The following is a 20,245-nucleotide window of genomic DNA, read 5'->3' as shown; positions in this document are numbered from 1 at the left end:
TAACTATGAATTTCAGTATAGATGGTTAGTTTTTTGTAAAAAATATATGACTAATTCGAACCTCGAATACTATTTTGAGAAGTATCTTAAAAATGATGCCATTGTGTTTTTGGATTATAAAACTCAGTATATAAGTCAACAGCGGCTGTAATACCCCTATAAAAGTCGGAGCAAGCCATTTATCGTTTTTTACATGCTCAAAATTGGAATTAAGATAAAACGAGCATCAGTTATTTGCCAAATTTACTGGTTGGCACTGCGTCTTTATTTAAGAGTTAACTGAAATAGGTTCGCTATTAAAGTCACTTGCCAAATTATTAAAGGTGAACACCCCTGATGTCGATAAAGAGTATGCTTATCGGTGGCTATTTTTTTGTAAAATAAACCTTGATGAACCACAGGTGTACGAATATTTGACTTTGATTTTTTTTTGGCAGTGACGAGTATGTTTTCCTTGATTGCAAAAAGGGTTATCTTACTATCCAAGATCAGGTCTTAGAGCACGTTAGCAAAGAGGAACTAAACAATTTACATCAAACTAGAGAAACGCAACATGTTGAGTGCTGATGTTATGACGACTGTCATGAAGCTAGATATTAAATGTCATGATAGACGAAAGAACAACAATAGTTTGCTTAATTAAGTACCGAAAATGATAGGAAAAACTGCCAGCAGAACCTTAAATTAAGGAATAGCTCAGTTCAGTAGCTTAATCTGAGGCTGTAATTGACATATGCTTAATATTCATAGATAACCAAATTACAAGTAGAATACTTTGAATAAAATAACTGTACTCATGCCCGTTTTTAATTCTGAAATGTACATTTCTCAAGCAATATCGTCTATTTTGGCGCAAACATTTAAAGATTTTTACTTTTACATTTTAGATGATTGCTCCACAGATGCGAGTACCAAAATCATTCGAAAGTTCATGCAAGTTGATGCTAGGATTCAGCTTTTCTCAAATAATGGGAATTTAGGAATCTTACAAAGTCGGCAAAAATTGGTCAACCTTGTGGAGACGGATTTTTTTGCTTGGATGGACTCCGATGATATTGCGTCACCTGAAAGGTTACAGCTTCAGCTTGAGCGTATTTCAGAAAACAAAGAATATGGAGGGGTGAGTGGAGCAATGAAGATTATAGACACCAACAGAGTGAGCGAGCCGCCTCTTAATAGTGATAAAATTAAAGCTCATCTTTTTGTTCAGAATGTTATGTCTAACATGGCTATGATAAGAATAAGCGCTTTAAAAAAGTCAGGCTTTTCATTCGCGACATTTCCATCTAAAAGTGCGTCTGACTATGGCATGTGGGCTGCACTAAATGAAGTATCAACCCTGATTAATTTACCTTGTGTGACGAATTATTATCGTCATCATGCCGGCCAGGAGAGCCAAGCCAACGCTGAGAATCAGCGTCTTTCGGCTAAAGAAGTTTGCGCTGAAAACTTCAAAAAGCTAGGCGTTGATGTCCCTGAGCCTTTAGTTACGAGTATCCGTTTATTCCCCCAAGACCGTGTATCAAAGAGCGAAGCGAAACAGGTTTTGTGCCTTTATTTAACTGCAATAAAAATAAATAATAGGGTTAAAAAATACCACCCAGCTTATTTTAGAACAGTGTTGGCCGACAGTTACAGAAGACACTGTCGAGTGTTCGGTTTGAAGGGGGTTTTTATATTCATTAAAAATTTTGGTGTTTGTGAGTTCTTAAAAGGAGACCTGTTTGGTTGGTCATTTGTTAAATATTGTAGAAAAAGATATTGATATAGACCCGAATTCAGATGTCGGCATAAAAATTTATTTATGCTCTATTAAACATTATGAGTATTTTGCTAGCAATAAAAATTAAAATACCTTAAGCGGGGGCTAAATGTTGAATGATAAACTTAATTTTGAATATAAATTGTGCATAGGCGTGCCATTATATAATGAACATTTGCATGTCGAAGAAACGTTAATCTCACTAAAAAAGCAACCAAATCGTTCGGATGTTCTTTATATTGTTTCAGATAATGCTTCTACTGATGGAACATGGGAGAAGTGTAATGAAATTGTTGGTGATGATCCTAGGTTTTTATTAATTAGACAGAATGAAAATATTGGTGCATTTATTAATTCAAAGCTTCTATTCGAGAACTGTAAATCTGAATATTTCATGTGGCTAGGTGGTCACGATTATATTTCAGATGGTTACATAAATAGTGCGATTGATGTTTTAGATTCTAATCCTGATATTGCATTAACCTGCGGCATTCCATATAAGTTTGTAGACGATAGTGCACCTGAAATTTCAATGTCTGCGATGTACAATTTCAGCCCTAAAAAATTGGGGCGTTATATTCAGTCCGTCCGCCAATTATCAGACTGCACTATTGTTCAGTCTGTATTTAGAAGAAAGTGTCTTAATGGGTTTGAATTTAGAGAAACTAAATCCTACGACCACATTATCATTAGTCGCTTATTGTGGTTTGGCAGATTATATTTTATGCCGGTCCAAGGTTATTTTCGTCGGTTTTTTCACAATAGGGATGTATCGTATGCTGCCTACACAAAAAGGATCACCGGAACCGATAAGTACTTAAGTAAATATGATTATGTAAAATACTATCTCGATGATTTCGCACTTTTGTATAAAGGTGATGAGAGAATGCAGCGATATGTTGAGTATGAAATCATAGACATACTACAAAACTCCTTGGGGGTTGAATCACTGACACCAAATGACGGCGTAACACAAGGATACTAAATTTATGAAAGCAGTCATCCTCGCTGGCGGTTTAGGCACAAGGATAAGTGAAGAGTCTCACCTAAGACCTAAACCCATGATTGAAATTGGTGGTAAACCTATTCTGTGGCATATCATGAAAATATATTCACATCATGGAATTAATGATTTTGTCATTTGCCTTGGATACAAAGGCTATATTATCAAAGAGTACTTTGCTAACTACTTCTTACATATGTCTGACGTGACCTTTGACATGCGCACTAATCAGATGAAAGTGCATCAAGAACATGCAGAGCCTTGGCGTGTAACTTTAGTTGATACTGGCGAGCACAGTATGACAGGCGGGCGTTTGAAAAGAGTAAAAGACTATATTGGTGATGAAACATTTTGTTTTACTTATGGTGATGGTGTTGCTGATATCGATTTAGCTCAACTATTAGCGCATCATAAAAGCAATGGGAAGATAGCCACTGTTACCGCTATTCAGCCTCCTGGGCGTTATGGTGCTTTGAATATCAAGGACGGAATAGTGCAAACATTCAAAGAAAAACCTGCAGGTGACGGGTCTTGGATAAATGGAGGCTTTTTTGTACTTGAACCAACAATATTTGACTTGATTGAAAATGATAAAAGTAGTTTTGAAGGTGAGCCATTGCACCACCTCGCTGCACAAAGTCAATTGAGTTCTTATCAACACCATGGATTCTGGCAAGCGATGGATACTTTGCGCGATAAAAATAAGCTCGAAGATTTATGGCAATCTAAAAGTCCTCCTTGGAAATTATGGTAATGCCCTCATCTGCCAACTTTTTCCGTGGACGAAAAGTACTAATTACAGGGCACACCGGATTTAAAGGTAGTTGGTTAACTCTTTGGTTACATCGGCTAGGTGCAGAAATTACTGGAATTAGCCTTCCAGCTATTACTGAACCTAATTTGTTTTCTAGAGCAAATATCGAACGTTTATGCGAACACCACGTTTGTGATATTCGAGATTCAGCTGCGCTGACTTTTTTAGTACAAAAAGCAAAGCCTGAAATTATTTTTCATCTTGCCGCTCAGCCACTTGTGCGTGCTAGTTATCTGCAACCATTGGATACTTTTTCAACCAATATAATGGGGGCGGCTAATCTACTGCAAGCTCTACGAGAAGTGGATACTGTTAAGTCGGTAGTTATGGTCACAACAGATAAGGTTTATCACAATAACGAGTGTTTACATCCTTACAATGAAGATGCTCGTCTAGGGGGGCATGACCCATACAGTGCTAGTAAAGCGGCAAGTGAATTAGTCATTGCCAGTTTTAGACAAGCCTTTTTAGCTGAACGAGGTGTTGCCTTAGCCACGGCTCGCGCAGGAAATGTTATTGGTGGTGGAGATTGGTCGGAAGATCGACTTATTCCCGATGCAGTGCGTGCTTGGCAAAATAAAAAGCCCTTAGAAATACGACTCCCTGAGGCAATTCGCCCATGGCAACATGTATTAGAGCCGTTATTCGGTTATATGCAATTAGCGAAAAAATTGTATTTACAACCTGGGTTGGCTGGTGCATATAATTTTGGTCCTAATGCTAATGAAGCTGTGACTGTACGTGAAGTTATTGACATCGCACGCAATGTTTATGGTGCTGGTGAAGTTAATTATCATCAAGAGAATAATGGCTTACATGAAGCAGGGGTGCTGATGCTAGATACAAGCAAGATTACTAATCTGTTGCAAAATCATCCGGTCTGGCCATTAAACCAAACAATACAAAGAACCTTTGATTGGTATCGAGACGAAAATCAAGGGAAAACTGCATTCGATTTATGCACTACTGATATTGAAGCTTATGAGGCTTTGTTGTGAGTCGTTTTGATATCACTGATTTACCACTAGAGGGGGTAAAAAAAGTTGAACGTCAACTACTTGGTGATGAACGTGGTTTTTTATCTCGGGTATTTTGCGCCTCTGAATTAGCAACATGCGGTTGGCATGAACCTATTGCTCAAATCAATCATACCTATACGGCTAAAAAAGGCACAGTACGAGGATTACATTTTCAGCAGGCACCCTTTAGTGAAATGAAGTTGGTGAGTTGTTTAAAAGGGCAGATATGGGATGTAGTCGTGGATCTAAGAGCAGATTCGCCTACCTTTTTACATTGGCATGCACAAAAATTAACCAGTGATAATGGCTGCGCGTTGTTAATCCCCGAAGGTTTTGCCCATGGTTTTCAAACATTGTGTGATGACGTTGAATTACTTTATTGCCATTCAGCGGCTTATGAACCAAATGCTGAAGCTGGAATTAACATCTTTGAGCCTCGATTAGCCATTAATTGGCCATTGCCTATTAGTGAGTGTTCTGCACGAGATAGAGCGTTTCCCCTTTTAGATTTAGAGTATTCAGGAGTTGCACGCAAATGAAATGCAGACACTGCGAAACCCAGTTAGTGCACAATTTTATAGATTTGGGTTTTGCTCCGCCATCAAACGCCTACCTAACGGTTGAACAGCTCAAACAACCAGAAGTTTATTTTCCACTTAAGGTCAAAGTGTGCGAGCAATGTTGGTTGGTGCAAACTGAAGACTATGCACAAGCGGATGAACTATTTAATGCCGATTACGCTTATTTTTCAAGCACCTCAAGCGGTTGGTTAACGCATGCTGCTAATTATTCAAAGGCTATTATAAAACACCTTAAACTGGACAATCGCAGTCATGTGATAGAAATTGCCTCAAACGACGGATATTTACTGAAAAATTTTGTAGAAGCTGACATTCCTTGTTTAGGTATTGAACCGACTGCAAGTACTGCTTCTGCGGCTGAAAAGTTAGGAATCCCAGTATTAAGGACGTTTTTTGGCGAAACCATAGGTAGGCAGTTTGCGGAAACGGAACAACAAGCTGATTTAATTATTGGCAACAATGTATATGCACATGTGCCAGACATAAATGATTTTACCCGAGGGCTGAAAGCGGCATTAAAAACTCACGGAACTATTACATTGGAATTTCCACATTTAATGCAGTTAATACAGCTGGTGCAGTTTGATACAATTTATCACGAACATTTTTCTTATCTATCTTTGTATACCGTGATCAAGATTTTTGCAGCTGCAGGCTTGCGCATTTGGGATGTTGAAACATTGCCTACTCATGGTGGAAGTTTGCGGGTTTATGGATGTCATTCAAAAGATAAGCGTTCTAATACTGAAGCCGTTAATAGTATGTTGGCGCTCGAAGTACAAAATGGATTACAAACTTTAGCTCCTTATCAACAATTTCAGATCCGAGCAGATAACGTTAAAAATGATTTGTTAACTTTTTTACTTGAACAAAAACGTAACGGAAAAACTGTCGTAGCTTATGGTGCTGCAGCTAAAGGCAATACGTTACTTAATTTTGCTGGAGTTAAACCAGATTTACTGCCATTCGTTTGTGATGCAGCAACCGCAAAACAAGGCAAGTATATGCCAGGTAGCCATATTCCAATTTTGTCTCCAGATTCTTTATCTAAGTTTATTCCTGATTATTTGTTAATACTTCCTTGGAATATTGCTACAGAGCTTAAACAGCAAAATGACAAACTCTCTAAACTGGGTACACAATTTGTAACAGCAGTACCGCAAGTAACCATTTATGATTGATCAAACTATCTACTTTGTAAAAAAAATAAGCAATAAAACCAATGACTAATCGAATTCACTACACTAAACCGTCGATCACTGAACTAGAAGTTCGTTATGCCACAGATGCTGCTCAAAATGGGTGGGGCGAAAAGTGTTATGAATATATTGAATGTTTTGAGCAAGCGTTTAAGGCGCATCTAGGTGTTAAATACGCTATTGCTACTTCTAGCTGCACCGGCGCGCTCCATATGGGCATGTCCGCCTTAGGCATAGGTGAAGGCGATGAAGTAATTTTGGCCGATACTAATTGGATAGCCACCGCCTCTCCAATAATCCATCTTGGTGCACAACCTATTTTTGTGGATATTCTAGCCGACAGTTGGTGTTTAGATCCTGATTTAGTTGAAAAAGCTATAACCCCTCGGACCAAAGCGATTGTTGCTGTGCATATTTATGGCAACTTGTGTGAAATGAATGCGCTATTAGCCATAGGTGAAAAGTATGGCATTCCGGTGATTGAAGACGCTGCTGAAGCGATAGGCTCCGTCTACCACGGTAAGCGAGCAGGCTCAATGGGCAAGTTTGGTGCTTTTTCATTTCATGGCACTAAAACCATTACGACTGGTGAAGGTGGAATATTTGTCACCAATGACGCTGAATTGTATGAACACGTGCTTACACTGAGCAATCATGGTCGTGCCCGTGGGCAAACGAAGCAGTTTTGGCCTGATTTAATTGGTTTCAAATATAAGATGTCGAACATTCAAGCTGCTATGGGTTGCGCGCAGATGGAACGTATTGAAGAATTGACAGACCGAAAGCGAGAAATTTTTACACATTATCGAGAGCATCTATCATCATTTCCCAGTTTAATCATGAACCCTGAGCCAGACGGAGTTGTCAATGGAGTATGGATGCCTACAGTGGTTTTTACAGAAGAATCAGAGATAACTAGTGAACGGCTGCAGTTCGCCTTTGCTGAAGAAAATATTGATGCTAGAGTGTTTTTCTATCCACTTTCAAGCTTGCCTATGTTTGACCGACCTCATCATAATTCCATCTCATGGAAAATAAACTCTAGAGCAATAAATCTCCCGAGTTATTTTGATATGACCATTACAGATCAAAATAGAGTGATTCAGGTAATACAAAGGGTTATATCTTGAACGTTGTGATTTTTGCTGATGGGGACGTGGGGGAAAAAATAGTATCCTATTTGATAACTAACTATATTGATGATCTTATTATGATCATCACCGCATCTGAAAATAATATATCAGTTCTTGCCAAAGAAAATGAAATAGAAACGCATGTTTTCAATAAAGAGGATAAGAACTTCTATGAAAGATTACCTTGTGATATTGATCTAGGGATTCTAGCTTGGTGGCCACACATCATAACAAAAAAGTTAATTAAATCAGCAAAACAGGGGTTTATTAATACCCACCCTAGTTATTTACCGTTTAATCGAGGTAAAAATTATAATTTCTGGGCGTTAGTCGAGCAAGTACCATTCGGAGTAAGTATACATTTTGTTGACTTATCGATTGATTCTGGTGCGATTCTTCTGCAGAAAAAGATCCCTTACGATTGGACAGATAATGGTGAAAGCTTATATAAGAAAGCTAGTTCATCGATGGTTGATTTGTTTCAACTTGCATATATAAAATTAAAAAGTGGTCACACAGCGTGTAAACCACAGGATATTAGCCTGGGTAGTTTTCACCAATCATCTGAACTCGAACAAGCGAGTCAAATTAACCTAGAGAAACAATATAGAGCTCGTGATTTATTAAATCTTTTACGAGCCAGAACATTTAATGGCCATCCATCTTGCTGGTTTGTTGATGATGGTAGTAAGTATGAAGTAACTATTAAAATTAAAAAGGTTGCAAAGTGAATAATAATTTTTTTAAAGAATGTTCTTCTGAAATAGAGGGCATGGCGAAAAGTGATGGCCTTTTAAAGCAGACCAATATGTGGTTTACGTTGGCAAATGAATTTAAATACTCTTATCACTTTACTTGGCAAAGTCGCCCTATAATTCAGTACCCACAAGACATTGTCGCCATGCAAGAAATAATTTGGGAAGTAAAGCCTGATCTTATCATTGAAACAGGTATTGCTCATGGCGGCTCTCTAATTTTTAGTGCTTCTATGTTAGCTCAACTCGATATGTGCGAAGCGATCGAGTCAGGCAAAATGCTGGATCCTAAAAAATCAAAGCGCAAAGTGTTAGGTATAGACATTGATATCCGCGCACATAACCGAGAAGCCATTGAAGCGCACCCCATGTCTTCGCGGATTGAAATGATACAAGGTTCTAGCATCGACCCTGATATTATTGCTCAAATTAAAGCTTTCGCTGCGAATTATTCGCGAGTTTTGATTTGTCTTGATTCTAACCATACTCATGATCATGTTATCGCTGAGCTAAATGCTTACGCGTCCTTAACAAGTGTTGGTAGCTATTGTGTGGTTTTCGATACCATAATTGAAAATATGCCTGAAAATATGTTTCCAGACCGTCCATGGGGACGTGGAAATAATCCTAAAACAGCTGTTAGGGAGTATCTTAAATCACACTCTGAATTTGAGATTGATAAGAGTATCCAAAATAAGTTACTGATTACCGTTGCCCCTGATGGATTTTTGAAAAGAATCAAATAAGAAAGTTGTTTTGGTATTTGTCAAGGGGATGAATCGTTGATTTCAGGTATTGGTTTACAAAAAAAATATTGGAAAAAACTAGATTCTAATATTTATAAATTAGGTGTTATTGTTGAGTATTCAGCAATTGCTAATCAATTAATTCAATACATTGAAGATTTAAATGAGTATTCATCGGTAGATTGTATAGGAATTATTGTTAATGATGAAACTAATATTCATAGACAATGGTTTGAAAAGCATTATCCGGAAGTGCCCTTTTTATTTTGCCGTCGAGATGAGTGTAAAGAAATAGATTTATTGGATGTCATAGTAATCCCTGAGTCTAATAAATCGATTTACGAGTATATACCATCAAAAATTACTAGAATCGGTTTACCACATGGCACTGATGTTCCCATAGAATCTACACTTTGTGTCTATGGGGGAGGCTTCTATTTTGACTATGTATTAGGCGCAAGGAAACAGCCTAAATTAGCACCACAGAAATACATCAACAGTTTTCCAGCAGTGATGCGCTTGCATCAACAGCCCTTCGTTTCGGAATTGCCTTTTGGTTTCCCAAAGCTCGACAAGTTTTTTAATGCAGTATCAAAACTGACAGGCCCTAAAAAAGCTATTATTTATCACCTTTCTTTATTAAGCGTTGAAGAATATTGGGTAGTGGATGTTATTTTTGAAACATTAAAAACATTGCTGGATGAATTTCCTGATAAAACGATCATTTTCCGAGTTCATCATTTTAATAATAAGCATCCTAAGGTCATAGAATGTCTTAATTTGGGCAGAGGATATTTAAATTTTTATTACAGCGATGCAGATTCATATATCGATGATTACGCAAGGGGGGCCGTTATGGTCACTCACAGGGAGTACTATAATCATCTTTTTGACCTTGCTACGGGTTGTCCAACGATAGTTTATAAATTGGATCCCAGTTATTCATTGCAGTATGGGCATGATGGACGTTACTTTACTACAGATAAAATTCATTTTATTGATGTATTAAATCAAGCGCTTAATGGTCGTTTTGATACTTCAGAGGGGGGCCGGAAAAAAAGATGTTTAGCTGCGGGTATATACAACCCTGGCGCTTCTTTTGATTACCTCGTTGACAATATTGAACATATTGTTAGTGGTCAAGTGTTACCGGAATGGACTACCTATTTTCTAAACGAAGGAACTTCAAAAGATGTTGATTTTAAGTTACGTCAATTAATCGTTTCAAACCGACCGTTCGGGCCTTTTGCTATGGCTTTTGGAGTGATGGCAAACCATTCTGCGTTATCACTTTTATTATTAGCAGAAAACTATATTAGAAACAGTAATGTAAGGGAGTATTACTATCCTTTAGGCTTTACTGCTTTTTATAAGCTAGTTCACCATGAAGACTTTGACTTGCTTTCAGTAGAAAGTAAGGTTTGGTGGAAAATGAGGGGGGAAGTGGCGTTTGAGTTCTGTTGCGATGCCATTGACAATGGTGAAATTAGCGTCACACATGAATTAATGTGGTTACGGGACCATTATCAGGTTTCGATAGAAAGTATGGAAGAGATTAATGATGTTGTGTGGAATGATTTGAAAATCATTAATTTTTATGATGGTTCGAATGTTCAATGTGGTGATATTATTTTTTACGGTGCGGGCGCTTTTACAGAGTCTATTATCTTGTCCAATCAATGTAATAGAAACTTCAATCCTATTGCAATTTTTGATGGTGATGAATTAAAGCAAAATAGTTCATTTATGGGTATCCCAGTATTTCACCCTGATAAATTAGAATACTTTTCACAAGATATCATCATTGGTTCACAAGGTTCTGTAATTGAAATTGTAAATTACTTGATTATCAATAAAAATGTCAAAAACAAATTGTTTGGGTTTGTGAATGATCCAATTAATAATTTTTTGTTAAATTTATTATCTGAAAAATAGTTATTAGCCAATTTGGTAGCTGTCGCTTCGTTTAAGTCAGTAATTGATATCTCATTTAATTCTTACATTAAAAAATATATAAAAGGCACTTGTTATGAACTCGAAAGGAAATAATCAACCATCGCCAAAACAGATCTTTACCTACCTTGAGTTTGGTTCTATCGATTCTCATAAAGGCAATAAGGAAGTATACGATTTTCGGGTCAATGAAAAAGCTTATGATTGGCTCATGCACGCTCGTTATTCTAATGATATCTTTGCATATAAACAGATGACTGATGCGTTAAAGGCTGGAAATATTGACGACATAATTTACTTATTTAAAAGTGAGATTCATCATGAAAATGATTTTGTTTTCAATTTAAACAAAAAAATCGCATTGGATGTTGCTGGTGATTCTTTTCTTGAATTGGGACAGACACTTTTTGGTTGCATAGATACCATAGAGTTTATATGTAGACTTGAAAAAATCTTATTACCACACCTTGAAGAGGCTAACAGCTTAGAAAGCATCAATTGGTTTGGTTTAGATATATCTTCATTTTTTAACTTCATGGCAAAAAAAATGCATTGTGAATATAAAGTAAAAACTGGCATAGTATTATCTGACTTATCAGAAAGTTATGATGTTTTTTTTGCAAAGGGAATTACTTTGTTATACGCAATTAATTCTGCAAACGAACTATTTAACTTTGTATCAAAAGCAAAAATTTCTGTCATTGATTATTCAGTCAGCTTAGGTGAACAAGAGGATTCTTATATTGGGACAGGAAAATCAGTTCGATTTATAAGTCAAAATGAATTTTATTCTTTTTATCAAATGATACGTAATTCAGGAAAAGATATTTGGGTTCGAGGAAATTCAAAACCTGATTTTGAAAAAAAACGCTTTTATATTGAAGGTATTATTACAGATGAGATACATGCTCAAAGTTTCATTAATAAACAAAGGGATTGGATTCTGGCTATGCAAAATAAGGAGCCTAAATTATTCGACGCGTTAGTGCATAATAAAGAGCCCGAGTACTGGACTTGGTCAAAATTATCAGATAGTTATAAGTAGTAAACTCAATAACTTATAAATTATCCCTATGGAGTAAAAATGGTCGTTTGGTTAATTGGCTTATCGGGTTCCGGTAAAACAACAATAGGAAGTGCATTTTACCAGCGAGTAAAGTTAAAGAAAGAGGCAACTGTTTTAGTTGATGGGGATGGTATTAGGGCTATATTTAAACACGAGTCCTACCAGGACTATTCTGTAAACGGACGACGAATCAGTGCTGAGCGACTGCAAGAAATATGTTTGTGGTTAGATATGCAAGGATTAGATGTAGTTTGTTGTAACTTAGGTATTTTTGATGATATTAATCTTAAAAATCGAGAAATATTTTCTGATTATAGAGAAGTTTTTATTGATGTATCGATTGATAAATTAATTGCTCAAGATAATAAATGTTTATATCAATCAGCATTACGCGGTGAACAAGCAAATGTAGTAGGCATTGATATTCAATATACACCTCCTTGCTCCCCTGATTTAACCATTAAAAACAGTCAAAAATTAGAAGATGTCAGCAGTTATGTTGATAAAATCATCTCTATTTGTAACTAAGGAAGGAATGTGAGCGCTTATCCATATTGTAACGGTCCGTTACTTAATTTACCGCAGAGCTACATGTACACCCCTTATTTAGGTTTGGGGTTCATCTTCGATTGGCATAAATCCCGATCTTCTTATCTGACCCAATGCCGTTCTCCTGTGTATCTAGAGCTCCCTTCAAATTCCATTCATTTAAATGATCCTGATACTAGTCAATATTCAACAGAGGATATTTTAGTACAGCTTTGTTTGGATCTCAGAACTGAAGCTAAAATGTCTAAACATGTTGTTTATTGGTTACCGCGGATGTTAAAAAAATTTGAAGTGAGTAAACGCCTCTATCAATTTTATGGGATTGAAGCGCCACACAGAATAGTTAGCGAAAGTAGCTATGAAAAATTAGAGCTTTATTTATTGCTGGCTGAGTCCCTTATTCGTGCTTGGGCGATAAAGCCAATATCTCAATATATCAATGGATTATTAAAATTAGTAGATACATTGCTCTCGCAAAAATCACAATTGAATAGGAGCCAATCATCACACCTCGAGTGGCTTATTATTGCCGAGCAAATGATTTTGGATACAGTTTTAAAGCAGTCTGATTTGAAGAAAGATAATGCTCATTCGATTGTTAGGTTTAAATGTGATTCACATTCATTTCTTGATTTTACTCAGCCCCTCAATAAGAACTCTAATCAGACACTGGTAGTTGATGGAACGTATGACGGTGGAATAGTCCTAGAAAAAAGTAAAAAAACACTTCTTTTATGTGGTCATACAACCCGCTCTATTGCTTATATTCAGGCACTTTGTAGTGCAAATATTATTCCTTGTCAGATTATTGTCTATGGTACTTCTAAGTCAAAATTCACGTCAACTAGAACACATAGCAACGTTTCGATTCAAAACATGTTCACCCCAAACTTAGAATTAGATATTTTGCAAAGCCTAGATAATTATGGATTGAAATATACATCAACTGAAGAACAAGAACTCTCAGCTCCTGCTTTATTAGCACTAATTAAAGAGGCTGATCCTGATTTGATCATTTACTCTGGATATGGAGGACAACTAGTGCCTGCTTCGATTTTGAGCGAATTCCCTGTATTACATATCCATTCGGGTTGGTTACCTGACTATCGAGGAAGCACAACTTTGTATTATCAAATTCTTGATGAAAATTGTTGTGCTGCGAGTGCTATTTTATTAGATGAGCAGATTGACACGGGAGTAATAGTTGCTCGTAAAAGGTACCCTATTCCAGAAAATGGAATTGATGTAGATCATTTGTACGATAGTACAATTCGAGCTGATCTATTAGTGGAAACATTGAAGCAGTGGTTAGACCCATTTAAACAGTGGAATAAAACGACTCAAACAGAAGACTCTTTGCCCTTTTTTATTATTCACCCTTTGTTAAAACATTTAGCTCTGTTAAAGATTGATCAAGAGATAATAGACTTATGAGCAATCATCATTCTCAGTTTGTTTTTGGTACTAAATCGGAAACATTAACAAAGCTGCAGCCATTATTAACCCAAGCAAAAATTCTTCCTATTCTTTATTTCTCAGAAGGCGATTGGCGAAGAAATTCCGCTCAAGTTTTAAATTCTATCCATGTTTTCTCGCCAGAAAATGACTTAATTATAAGAAGCAGTGCTAAAAATGAAGACGGACATGAAAATTCTATGGCTGGGGCTTTCCTTAGTTGCCTGAACGTTTCTGTGAATGATGAAACACGATTAATAAGCGCAATTGATCAAGTTATCGATTCATTTAGTGACTTTTCTCAAACAGACAATCAAATATTGGTTCAACCTATGTTAACCGATATAAATATGTCTGGTGTTTTAATGACTCACGATCTAGAACGCGGTGCTCCTTATTACATCATCAATTATGACGATGAGAGTGGTTTAACCGATACGATTACAGGTGGTATTGGTATACAAAAGACGGTTCTTATTTATCGAGATACCGAGCTTGAAAAAGTTAACTCTCCTAGAATCCGTTCACTGTTAAAGGCTTGTGCAGAACTAGAAAATATCTGTGGAAATGTTCCTCTTGATATTGAGTTTGCTATTAATCAATCAGGGATTGTTTATATATTTCAAGTGCGACAAATTACCTTATTTAATACATGGCATCCGGTTACAGAGAGAAGAGTAGTAAGAACCTTAAAGCATATTGTAGAATTTATTCAGCAAATAATGAAAAGAAAATCGGGTATCTATGGTGAAAAAACAATATTAGGTGTGATGCCCGATTGGAATCCTGCAGAAATTATTGGTACTACACCTAGACCTTTGGCTTCGTCACTCTACCGTTACCTTATTACCCAATCTACTTGGCGAGAGTCAAGAGCCGCTATGGGCTACTTTCATCCAAAAAACGAAGAACTAATGTTAATGATTGACCATCATCCATATATTGATGTGCGAAATAGTTTTAATTCTTTTCTACCTAATAATTTGTCTAGTAATATAAAAGAGAAGTTACTTAATGGTTGGTTAACGAGGTTAGACAAATTTCCTGAATTGCACGATAAAGTCGAATTTGAAGTCGTTCAGACATGTATGAATTTCACTTTCGAGCATGACTTTGATAGCCGCTATAAGGATCTATTAAGTGAAAGAGAGTTTAAGGAATATCACACATCTATTCGTTCGTTAACACTTGATGCTTTACTTATGCAAGATAGTGGATCGCTATGCCAAGCAAGCATGATGATTGATGAATTGGCCGCTGTGCAGGTATCTCGCGTTTTAAGTCCTACCCCTGAATTATCTGTAGTTCGTGACCTGTTAGTTTCCTGTCGTGATCAAGGAACTTATTATTTTTCAATTTTGGCACGTCATGCTTTTATTGCGGAGTCTTTATTACGTTCTGCGGTTGAACGAGGCGCATTGAGTGTAGAGAGATTGCAAACTTTCAAGCAATCTATTCATACGATTACGACTGATTTGGCTGAGGAATATGGTGAAGTATGTGATGGTAGTAGAAAAAACACGGAATTTCTAGATAGGTTTGGCCATCTAAGACCCGGAACTTATGATATTACATCTCTTCGTTATGATGAACGGAATGACCTGTTTACAGGGTCAGTTCAAAAGACAATTTTGGATGATAATTGCTCATTTAATTTATACCCTAGTGAGCGAAAGAAACTGCAATTATTGTTAAAAGAAGCCGATTTTCCAATAGAAGTTGAAAATCTCCTTGAGTATATGCGTAAAGCTATTATGGGGCGTGAATATGCGAAATTTGTATTTACCCGTGACTTGTCGGATGCGCTAGCTGTATTAACTCAATGGGGTGGGAAAGTGGGATTATCTCGAGAGGATCTTTCTTATCTCGATATAACGTTATTACTCGATACTTTAACTAATCCACTGCTGGATGATATCGACCGAGTTTTACTGAATAGTGTAGAGAAAGCTAAACGAGATTGTGAACAAGCAAAGTCTCTAAAATTAGGGCACTTAATCTCAAATCCAGATGGTATTTATGTAATTCCTCTCCATCGTAGTGTGGCTAATTTTGTTACGGTTGAAACAGTTGAATCCGATGTGGTTATACTTGATTTAGGTACACCTGCGACTATGGATTTAAGTAATAAAATAGTATGTATCGAAAATGCTGATCCCGGTTATGACTGGTTGTTTACTAAAGGAATTGCAGGCTTAATCACTCAATATGGAGGTACAAACTCTCATATGGCTATTCGCTGTGTCGAGTTTGCTATTCCTGCTGCAATTGGTTGTGGTGAACAGCTATTTTCTCGTATTGTGAAGTCTCGAAAATTGATTTTAAATTGTCGAGATAAAAAGATTGAGTTAATGTAATGATTAATCAGACCATAAATAAACCGATTATTTTAATCAGCCAGCGAGTTGAACATCATGAACAACGAAATGAGACAAGAGATTCGTTAGATCAGGCGTTAAGTCGATGGGTGGTTGCATCAGAAGCGATCCCAATCAATTTACCAAATATATTATTGCCAGAAATGCTAAAGGAGTTATTAGTACAATTAATGCCGACGGGAATTATTCTTTCTGGAGGTAATAATATTGGAGAGTTTTGTGAGCGTGATAAAACTGAAACAGTTCTTTTAGATTGGGCGAAATTACAGAATATTCCTGTTTTAGGGATTTGTCGTGGAATGCAGTTCATTGGTATTTGGTCAGGCACTACATTGGAAAGGGCTAAGGGGCACGTGGCGGAAAACCATGAAATTTGTGGCGATTTGAACTCCATTGTAAATAGTTACCATGATTATTCTTTAAAAAGTGTTCCCAAAGGGTTTCGTCCATTGGCCTATGCTCAAGACGGTCATTTAGAAGCCATTACATCTGAAACTGATTGGCCATGCGAAGGCTGGATGTGGCACCCTGAAAGGGATACACCTTTCGATTTAACATGGTTAACTCGATTTCGTTTATTAATGAGATTAGATTAGGAAAAAGATGAAAGCATTAATTTTAGCTGCTGGTCGAGGAAGTCGGATGAAGGAGCTAACGGAGAATAGCCCAAAATGTTTAGTAAAGTTAAATGGAAAATCTTTACTTACCTATCAATTAATAGCTCTAAGAGAAGCTGGTATTACTGAAATAGGTATAGTTACAGGATATCGCCGTGAGATGCTTGTATCTTCTGAATTGATTGAGTTTTATAACGAGCGTTGGGATAAGACCAATATGGTATCTTCGCTTAATTGTGCCTATGAGTGGCTGCAAGCAGACGATTGTATTGTTAGTTACTCTGATATTTTTTATGAAGCATCTGCAGTCAACTCTCTAATTGAAGCCCAAGCTGATATTGCAATTACCTATGATCCAAATTGGTTGGATATTTGGAGTCGTCGTTTCGAGGATCCGTTATCTGATGCCGAAACCTTCAAAATGAATGATAAAAGTGAATTATGCGAAATTGGTAATCAACCTAAATTAGTCGACCAAGTACAGGGACAATATATGGGATTATTGAAATTCACGCCTAAGGGATTGGATATAATTGCTAGATTGCAACAAGGTCTTTCAGCTGATTTACAAGATAAAATGCACATGACAGGTGCATTGCAGAAAGTGATTGAAAGTAAAGTATTAGCGATTAAAGCAGTACCTTACTTAGGTCGATGGGGAGAAGTCGATTCTGAAGATGATCTTGCGTGTTATCAATAAATTTTTATTCTATATATTGTTGAACTTGTTCAGTTTGAATAGATTTATTTCCATGACCAGCACGGCCTGAGAATAGCCATTTTTGATACACTTTAGTAATTTTATGTCAGCTTGCCTATAGCGCGTCAACTATCTTGACTGGTCAGCGTCAATTATCTTGACCGGTTGCCACCGTTTTATTGTAACTGTCTCGTAAAAGACGTCTAGCCTAAGTCAACATTCCATGGAATAAGTCGCTCGATATCCTGCTCGGGTTGACTAAATTGCTCAAGCAGATAGGTGATGTAGTTATAAGGTGACAGGCCATTGGCTTTTGCCGTATCAACAATCGAATACAACACCGCGCTAGCATTTGCTGTTTGTGAGAACATCCATGCTTTTCTACCCATCACGAACGGCTTTATTCCCCGCTCAGCGCGATTGTTGTCGATGCTTAAGCGGCCATCAAGCGTATAACGCTGAAGCTTTTCCCATTGATTTAAACAATATTGGATGGCCGCGCTTAAATCGTTCTGGTTAATGATTTGCTCCTTAGATTTAATCAGCCATGTTTTAAACTCTGCAAGCAGAGGTAAGCTCTTTTCTTGCCTGATGCGATAACGCTCATCAGGCGTTTTGCCTTTGATTAACGTTTCCACACGATACAGCTTTTGAATATGGTTTAATGCCCAGTCAGTTTTTCCACTTTTATGTTTGCCCATCGCTTTTTGTGCGTCGGTAAAATATCGTCTAGCGTGTCCCCAGCAGCCAACTAAGGTCGCTTGTGTTTTATGATAACCAGCGTAACCATCCATGTGAATGTAGCCATCATAACCACCAAGATAATCTATCGCGACTTGACCTGCTCGACTGGCGTTATAGTCATACAACACGATATTTGCGATATCGGTACCGCTTAGCTTTCCTTCAGGTGAGTCTGCGCCTGAAGCATATAGCTACATATACGATTTTGACTTGTTATCACTCACCACCTTAAGCGTGGTCTCGTCTGCATAAATCACCGGTTGTTCGAGCAATCGTTGTCTCAGCGTGTCGTATAATCTTTGTAAGATATCCGCACATTTCATCATCCACTGTGCGGTGGTTTTACGGCTTAATTCAATACCGTATTGTTTAAACATGGCTTCTTGCCGGTAAAGCGGCAACCCGAACTGGTATTTACTGGTAATGATTTGGCTCAGTAAACTAGGCGTTGCATAACCTTTTGGGATAATGCTTGCAGGCACGGGCGCTTGTTTAATTTTATTGGTTATGCCATTTTTCTCGCAGGCTTTACATGCATACTTAGGACGCACATTCACGATAACTTTGACTTGAGCGGGAATAAACTCTAGCTTTTCACTGGTGTCTTCACCTATTTGATGAAGCGCATGCTGGCAACAATCGCAGATTTTATCTTCATCGCTAATATCGTGAATGATACGCTCACGAGGAATGTCGGCAGATATTTTTTCACGCTTGGGCTTCTGACGTGTGTACGTAATCGTTTCTTCTTCGTCAACCGCTTGTTCAACTAGCTCCTCAGCCTCATTGAATAACTCGCCTTGCCCTGGATACGCTTCGCTACTTTTACCAAAGCGTTTTTGTTGTGCGAGCCTGAACATCTCACTTAACCGCTGATTCTTCGCTACTAAGTCATCGTTTTGCGCACGCAACGCTACCACCAATTCTTGTAAGGCGGTCACGTCGCAAGGGAGTGTGTTAGGGGCTTCTTTCATGCCTCGTATTTTACAGTAACACAAGGCTAAACGGTTGAGTTTATGTAGATTAAATCGTGATCGTTAAATTGTGCTTATGATCTGACGTTATAAGCCCGTGGACGTGTAATTAAGCGTACGGTGCCCAATGACATCAAACCCACCTAACAACCATTGGAGCTGCTGCTCGCTTAATCTGATGTGTCTAAGATCGTTTAATGTAGGCCACTTAAACCGATTTTTTTGCAGCACTTTGTACCAAAGCGCAAAGCCCGTTTTATCCCAGTAAACAATTTTTAGCTTATCTTGTTTTTTGTTGCAGAAGATAAATAGGGCGTCATTAAACGGGGTAATTCTAGTTCATATTCAATGGTAACAAGCAGACCATTGATACTTTTTCTAAAGTCCACAAAGCCGCTATGCAGATAAATATCATTAGGCTCTAAAAACATCTTCATAATGCTAAGGCCTTCATGACATCGGCAAGCCATGTGGCTTCAACTGGCTGCGCCACACTCAGAGTTACCCCATTATGAATAATCGTTAGCGGTGATGCCGTGGATACTAATTGTGACTTAGACTTAATAACTTTAACTAACTTGCTGGGCGTCATTAAACGGGGATAATTCTAGTTCATATTCAATGATAACAAGCAGACCATTGATACTTTTTCTAAAGTCCACAAAGCCGCTGTGCAGATAAATATCATTAGGCTCTAAAAACATCTTCATAATGCTAAGGCCTGTTCTGGTTAAATGGCACCGGACACTTTAATAAGAGACAATTAACCGTCAAATATTAAGGTGTGAACATGACAC

18 protein-coding genes and 1 pseudogene are annotated in these 20,245 nt (G+C 37.5%); 16 read left to right on the top strand and 3 right to left on the bottom strand.

Going from position 1 to position 20,245, the window contains the following annotated elements; translation table 11 throughout:
- Positions 1–775: 775 nt before the first annotated feature.
- From GQS54_RS16150 to GQS54_RS16075, 16 genes are all read left to right on the top strand, one after another.
- The gene (locus tag GQS54_RS16150) at positions 776–1,765 is read left to right on the top strand and encodes a glycosyltransferase (protein WP_166424990.1); all 990 of its coding nucleotides are present in this window, start codon (positions 776–778) and stop codon (positions 1,763–1,765) included.
- A 106-nt stretch (positions 1,766–1,871) separates the two neighbouring features.
- A complete protein-coding gene (locus GQS54_RS16145) occupies positions 1,872–2,747 on the top strand; it encodes a glycosyltransferase family 2 protein (RefSeq protein WP_166424989.1) in 876 nt (291 codons plus the stop codon).
- A 4-nt stretch (positions 2,748–2,751) separates the two neighbouring features.
- Positions 2,752–3,519, top strand: coding sequence for a glucose-1-phosphate cytidylyltransferase (gene rfbF / locus GQS54_RS16140; RefSeq protein WP_166424988.1), 768 nt, complete (start codon positions 2,752–2,754; stop codon positions 3,517–3,519).
- On the top strand, positions 3,519–4,577 hold the full coding sequence (gene rfbG / locus GQS54_RS16135; RefSeq protein ID WP_166424987.1) for a CDP-glucose 4,6-dehydratase: 1,059 nt from the start codon (positions 3,519–3,521) through the stop codon (positions 4,575–4,577). Before rfbF ends, rfbG begins: the two co-directional genes overlap by 1 nt.
- Positions 4,574–5,137 (top strand): dTDP-4-dehydrorhamnose 3,5-epimerase family protein, encoded by a 564-nt coding sequence (locus tag GQS54_RS16130; protein WP_166424986.1) that lies wholly within the window; start codon positions 4,574–4,576, stop codon positions 5,135–5,137. The genes rfbG and GQS54_RS16130 overlap by 4 nt, the downstream gene beginning before the upstream one ends.
- Positions 5,134–6,360, top strand: coding sequence for a class I SAM-dependent methyltransferase (locus GQS54_RS16125; protein WP_166424985.1), 1,227 nt, complete (start codon positions 5,134–5,136; stop codon positions 6,358–6,360). Before GQS54_RS16130 ends, GQS54_RS16125 begins: the two co-directional genes overlap by 4 nt.
- Positions 6,361–6,401: 41 nt before the next feature.
- Positions 6,402–7,508 carry a DegT/DnrJ/EryC1/StrS family aminotransferase gene (locus GQS54_RS16120; RefSeq protein WP_166424984.1) on the top strand — a complete coding sequence of 369 codons (1,107 nt, stop codon included), beginning with the start codon at positions 6,402–6,404 and terminating at the stop codon, positions 7,506–7,508.
- A gap of 5 nt (positions 7,509–7,513) precedes the next feature.
- Positions 7,514–8,242, top strand: coding sequence for a formyltransferase family protein (locus GQS54_RS16115; protein WP_346766584.1), 729 nt, complete (start codon positions 7,514–7,516; stop codon positions 8,240–8,242).
- Complete coding sequence (locus tag GQS54_RS16110) at positions 8,239–9,012, top strand: cephalosporin hydroxylase family protein (RefSeq protein ID WP_346766583.1); 774 nt, start codon at positions 8,239–8,241, stop codon at positions 9,010–9,012. Before GQS54_RS16115 ends, GQS54_RS16110 begins: the two co-directional genes overlap by 4 nt.
- A 36-nt stretch (positions 9,013–9,048) precedes the next feature.
- On the top strand, positions 9,049–10,947 hold the full coding sequence (locus GQS54_RS16105; RefSeq protein ID WP_166424982.1) for a hypothetical protein: 1,899 nt from the start codon (positions 9,049–9,051) through the stop codon (positions 10,945–10,947).
- Between the two features lie 94 nt (positions 10,948–11,041).
- Positions 11,042–12,010, top strand: a complete 969-nt coding sequence (locus tag GQS54_RS16100) for a hypothetical protein (protein WP_166424981.1) — start codon at positions 11,042–11,044, stop codon at positions 12,008–12,010.
- Positions 12,011–12,049: 39 nt separating this feature from the next.
- On the top strand, positions 12,050–12,559 hold the full coding sequence (locus GQS54_RS16095; protein ID WP_166424980.1) for an adenylyl-sulfate kinase: 510 nt from the start codon (positions 12,050–12,052) through the stop codon (positions 12,557–12,559).
- A gap of 9 nt (positions 12,560–12,568) precedes the next feature.
- Entirely contained in the window at positions 12,569–14,014 is a 1,446-nt protein-coding gene (locus GQS54_RS23545) for a formyltransferase family protein (protein ID WP_205967795.1), read from the top strand.
- On the top strand, positions 14,011–16,392 hold the full coding sequence (locus GQS54_RS16085; protein ID WP_166424979.1) for a PEP/pyruvate-binding domain-containing protein: 2,382 nt from the start codon (positions 14,011–14,013) through the stop codon (positions 16,390–16,392). Before GQS54_RS23545 ends, GQS54_RS16085 begins: the two co-directional genes overlap by 4 nt.
- Positions 16,392–17,009, top strand: a complete 618-nt coding sequence (locus GQS54_RS16080; protein ID WP_166424978.1) for a gamma-glutamyl-gamma-aminobutyrate hydrolase family protein — start codon at positions 16,392–16,394, stop codon at positions 17,007–17,009. The genes GQS54_RS16085 and GQS54_RS16080 overlap by 1 nt, the downstream gene beginning before the upstream one ends.
- A 7-nt stretch (positions 17,010–17,016) precedes the next feature.
- A complete protein-coding gene (locus GQS54_RS16075; protein WP_166424977.1) occupies positions 17,017–17,730 on the top strand; it encodes a phosphocholine cytidylyltransferase family protein in 714 nt (237 codons plus the stop codon).
- A gap of 203 nt (positions 17,731–17,933) precedes the next feature.
- Here GQS54_RS16075 and GQS54_RS16070 read toward each other — a convergent pair.
- The 3 genes and pseudogenes from GQS54_RS16070 to tnpB form a co-directional block, all read right to left on the bottom strand.
- Positions 17,934–19,448 (bottom strand): annotated as a pseudogene (locus GQS54_RS16070) (IS66 family transposase).
- 275 nt (positions 19,449–19,723) lie between these two features.
- Positions 19,724–19,885, bottom strand: a complete 162-nt coding sequence (locus GQS54_RS16060; RefSeq protein WP_166424976.1) for a transposase — start codon at positions 19,883–19,885, stop codon at positions 19,724–19,726.
- A 132-nt stretch (positions 19,886–20,017) separates the two neighbouring features.
- On the bottom strand, positions 20,018–20,158 hold the full coding sequence (gene tnpB / locus GQS54_RS16055; RefSeq protein ID WP_166424975.1) for an IS66 family insertion sequence element accessory protein TnpB: 141 nt from the start codon (positions 20,156–20,158) through the stop codon (positions 20,018–20,020).
- Positions 20,159–20,245: the final 87 nt, after the last annotated feature.

Source organism: Paraglaciecola sp. 20A4, from assembly GCF_011378905.1.
GTDB lineage: Bacteria > Pseudomonadota > Gammaproteobacteria > Enterobacterales > Alteromonadaceae > Paraglaciecola.
Note: the sequence above shows the minus strand (reverse complement) of the source record. Positions and strands in the feature narration are given on the sequence as shown.

Coding starts and splice junctions, on each gene's coding strand:
- GQS54_RS16145 (WP_166424989.1), top strand. CDS start 1,872: ATGTTGAATGATAAACTTAATTTTGAATATAAATTGTGCATAGGCGTG.
- rfbF (WP_166424988.1), top strand. CDS start 2,752: ATGAAAGCAGTCATCCTCGCTGGCGGTTTAGGCACAAGGATAAGTGAA.
- rfbG (WP_166424987.1), top strand. CDS start 3,519: ATGCCCTCATCTGCCAACTTTTTCCGTGGACGAAAAGTACTAATTACA.
- GQS54_RS16125 (WP_166424985.1), top strand. CDS start 5,134: ATGAAATGCAGACACTGCGAAACCCAGTTAGTGCACAATTTTATAGAT.
- GQS54_RS16120 (WP_166424984.1), top strand. CDS start 6,402: ATGACTAATCGAATTCACTACACTAAACCGTCGATCACTGAACTAGAA.
- GQS54_RS16100 (WP_166424981.1), top strand. CDS start 11,042: ATGAACTCGAAAGGAAATAATCAACCATCGCCAAAACAGATCTTTACC.
- GQS54_RS16095 (WP_166424980.1), top strand. CDS start 12,050: ATGGTCGTTTGGTTAATTGGCTTATCGGGTTCCGGTAAAACAACAATA.
- GQS54_RS16085 (WP_166424979.1), top strand. CDS start 14,011: ATGAGCAATCATCATTCTCAGTTTGTTTTTGGTACTAAATCGGAAACA.
- GQS54_RS16080 (WP_166424978.1), top strand. CDS start 16,392: ATGATTAATCAGACCATAAATAAACCGATTATTTTAATCAGCCAGCGA.
- GQS54_RS16075 (WP_166424977.1), top strand. CDS start 17,017: ATGAAAGCATTAATTTTAGCTGCTGGTCGAGGAAGTCGGATGAAGGAG.
- GQS54_RS16060 (WP_166424976.1), bottom strand. CDS start 19,885: ATGAAGATGTTTTTAGAGCCTAATGATATTTATCTGCATAGCGGCTTT.
- tnpB (WP_166424975.1), bottom strand. CDS start 20,158: ATGAAGATGTTTTTAGAGCCTAATGATATTTATCTGCACAGCGGCTTT.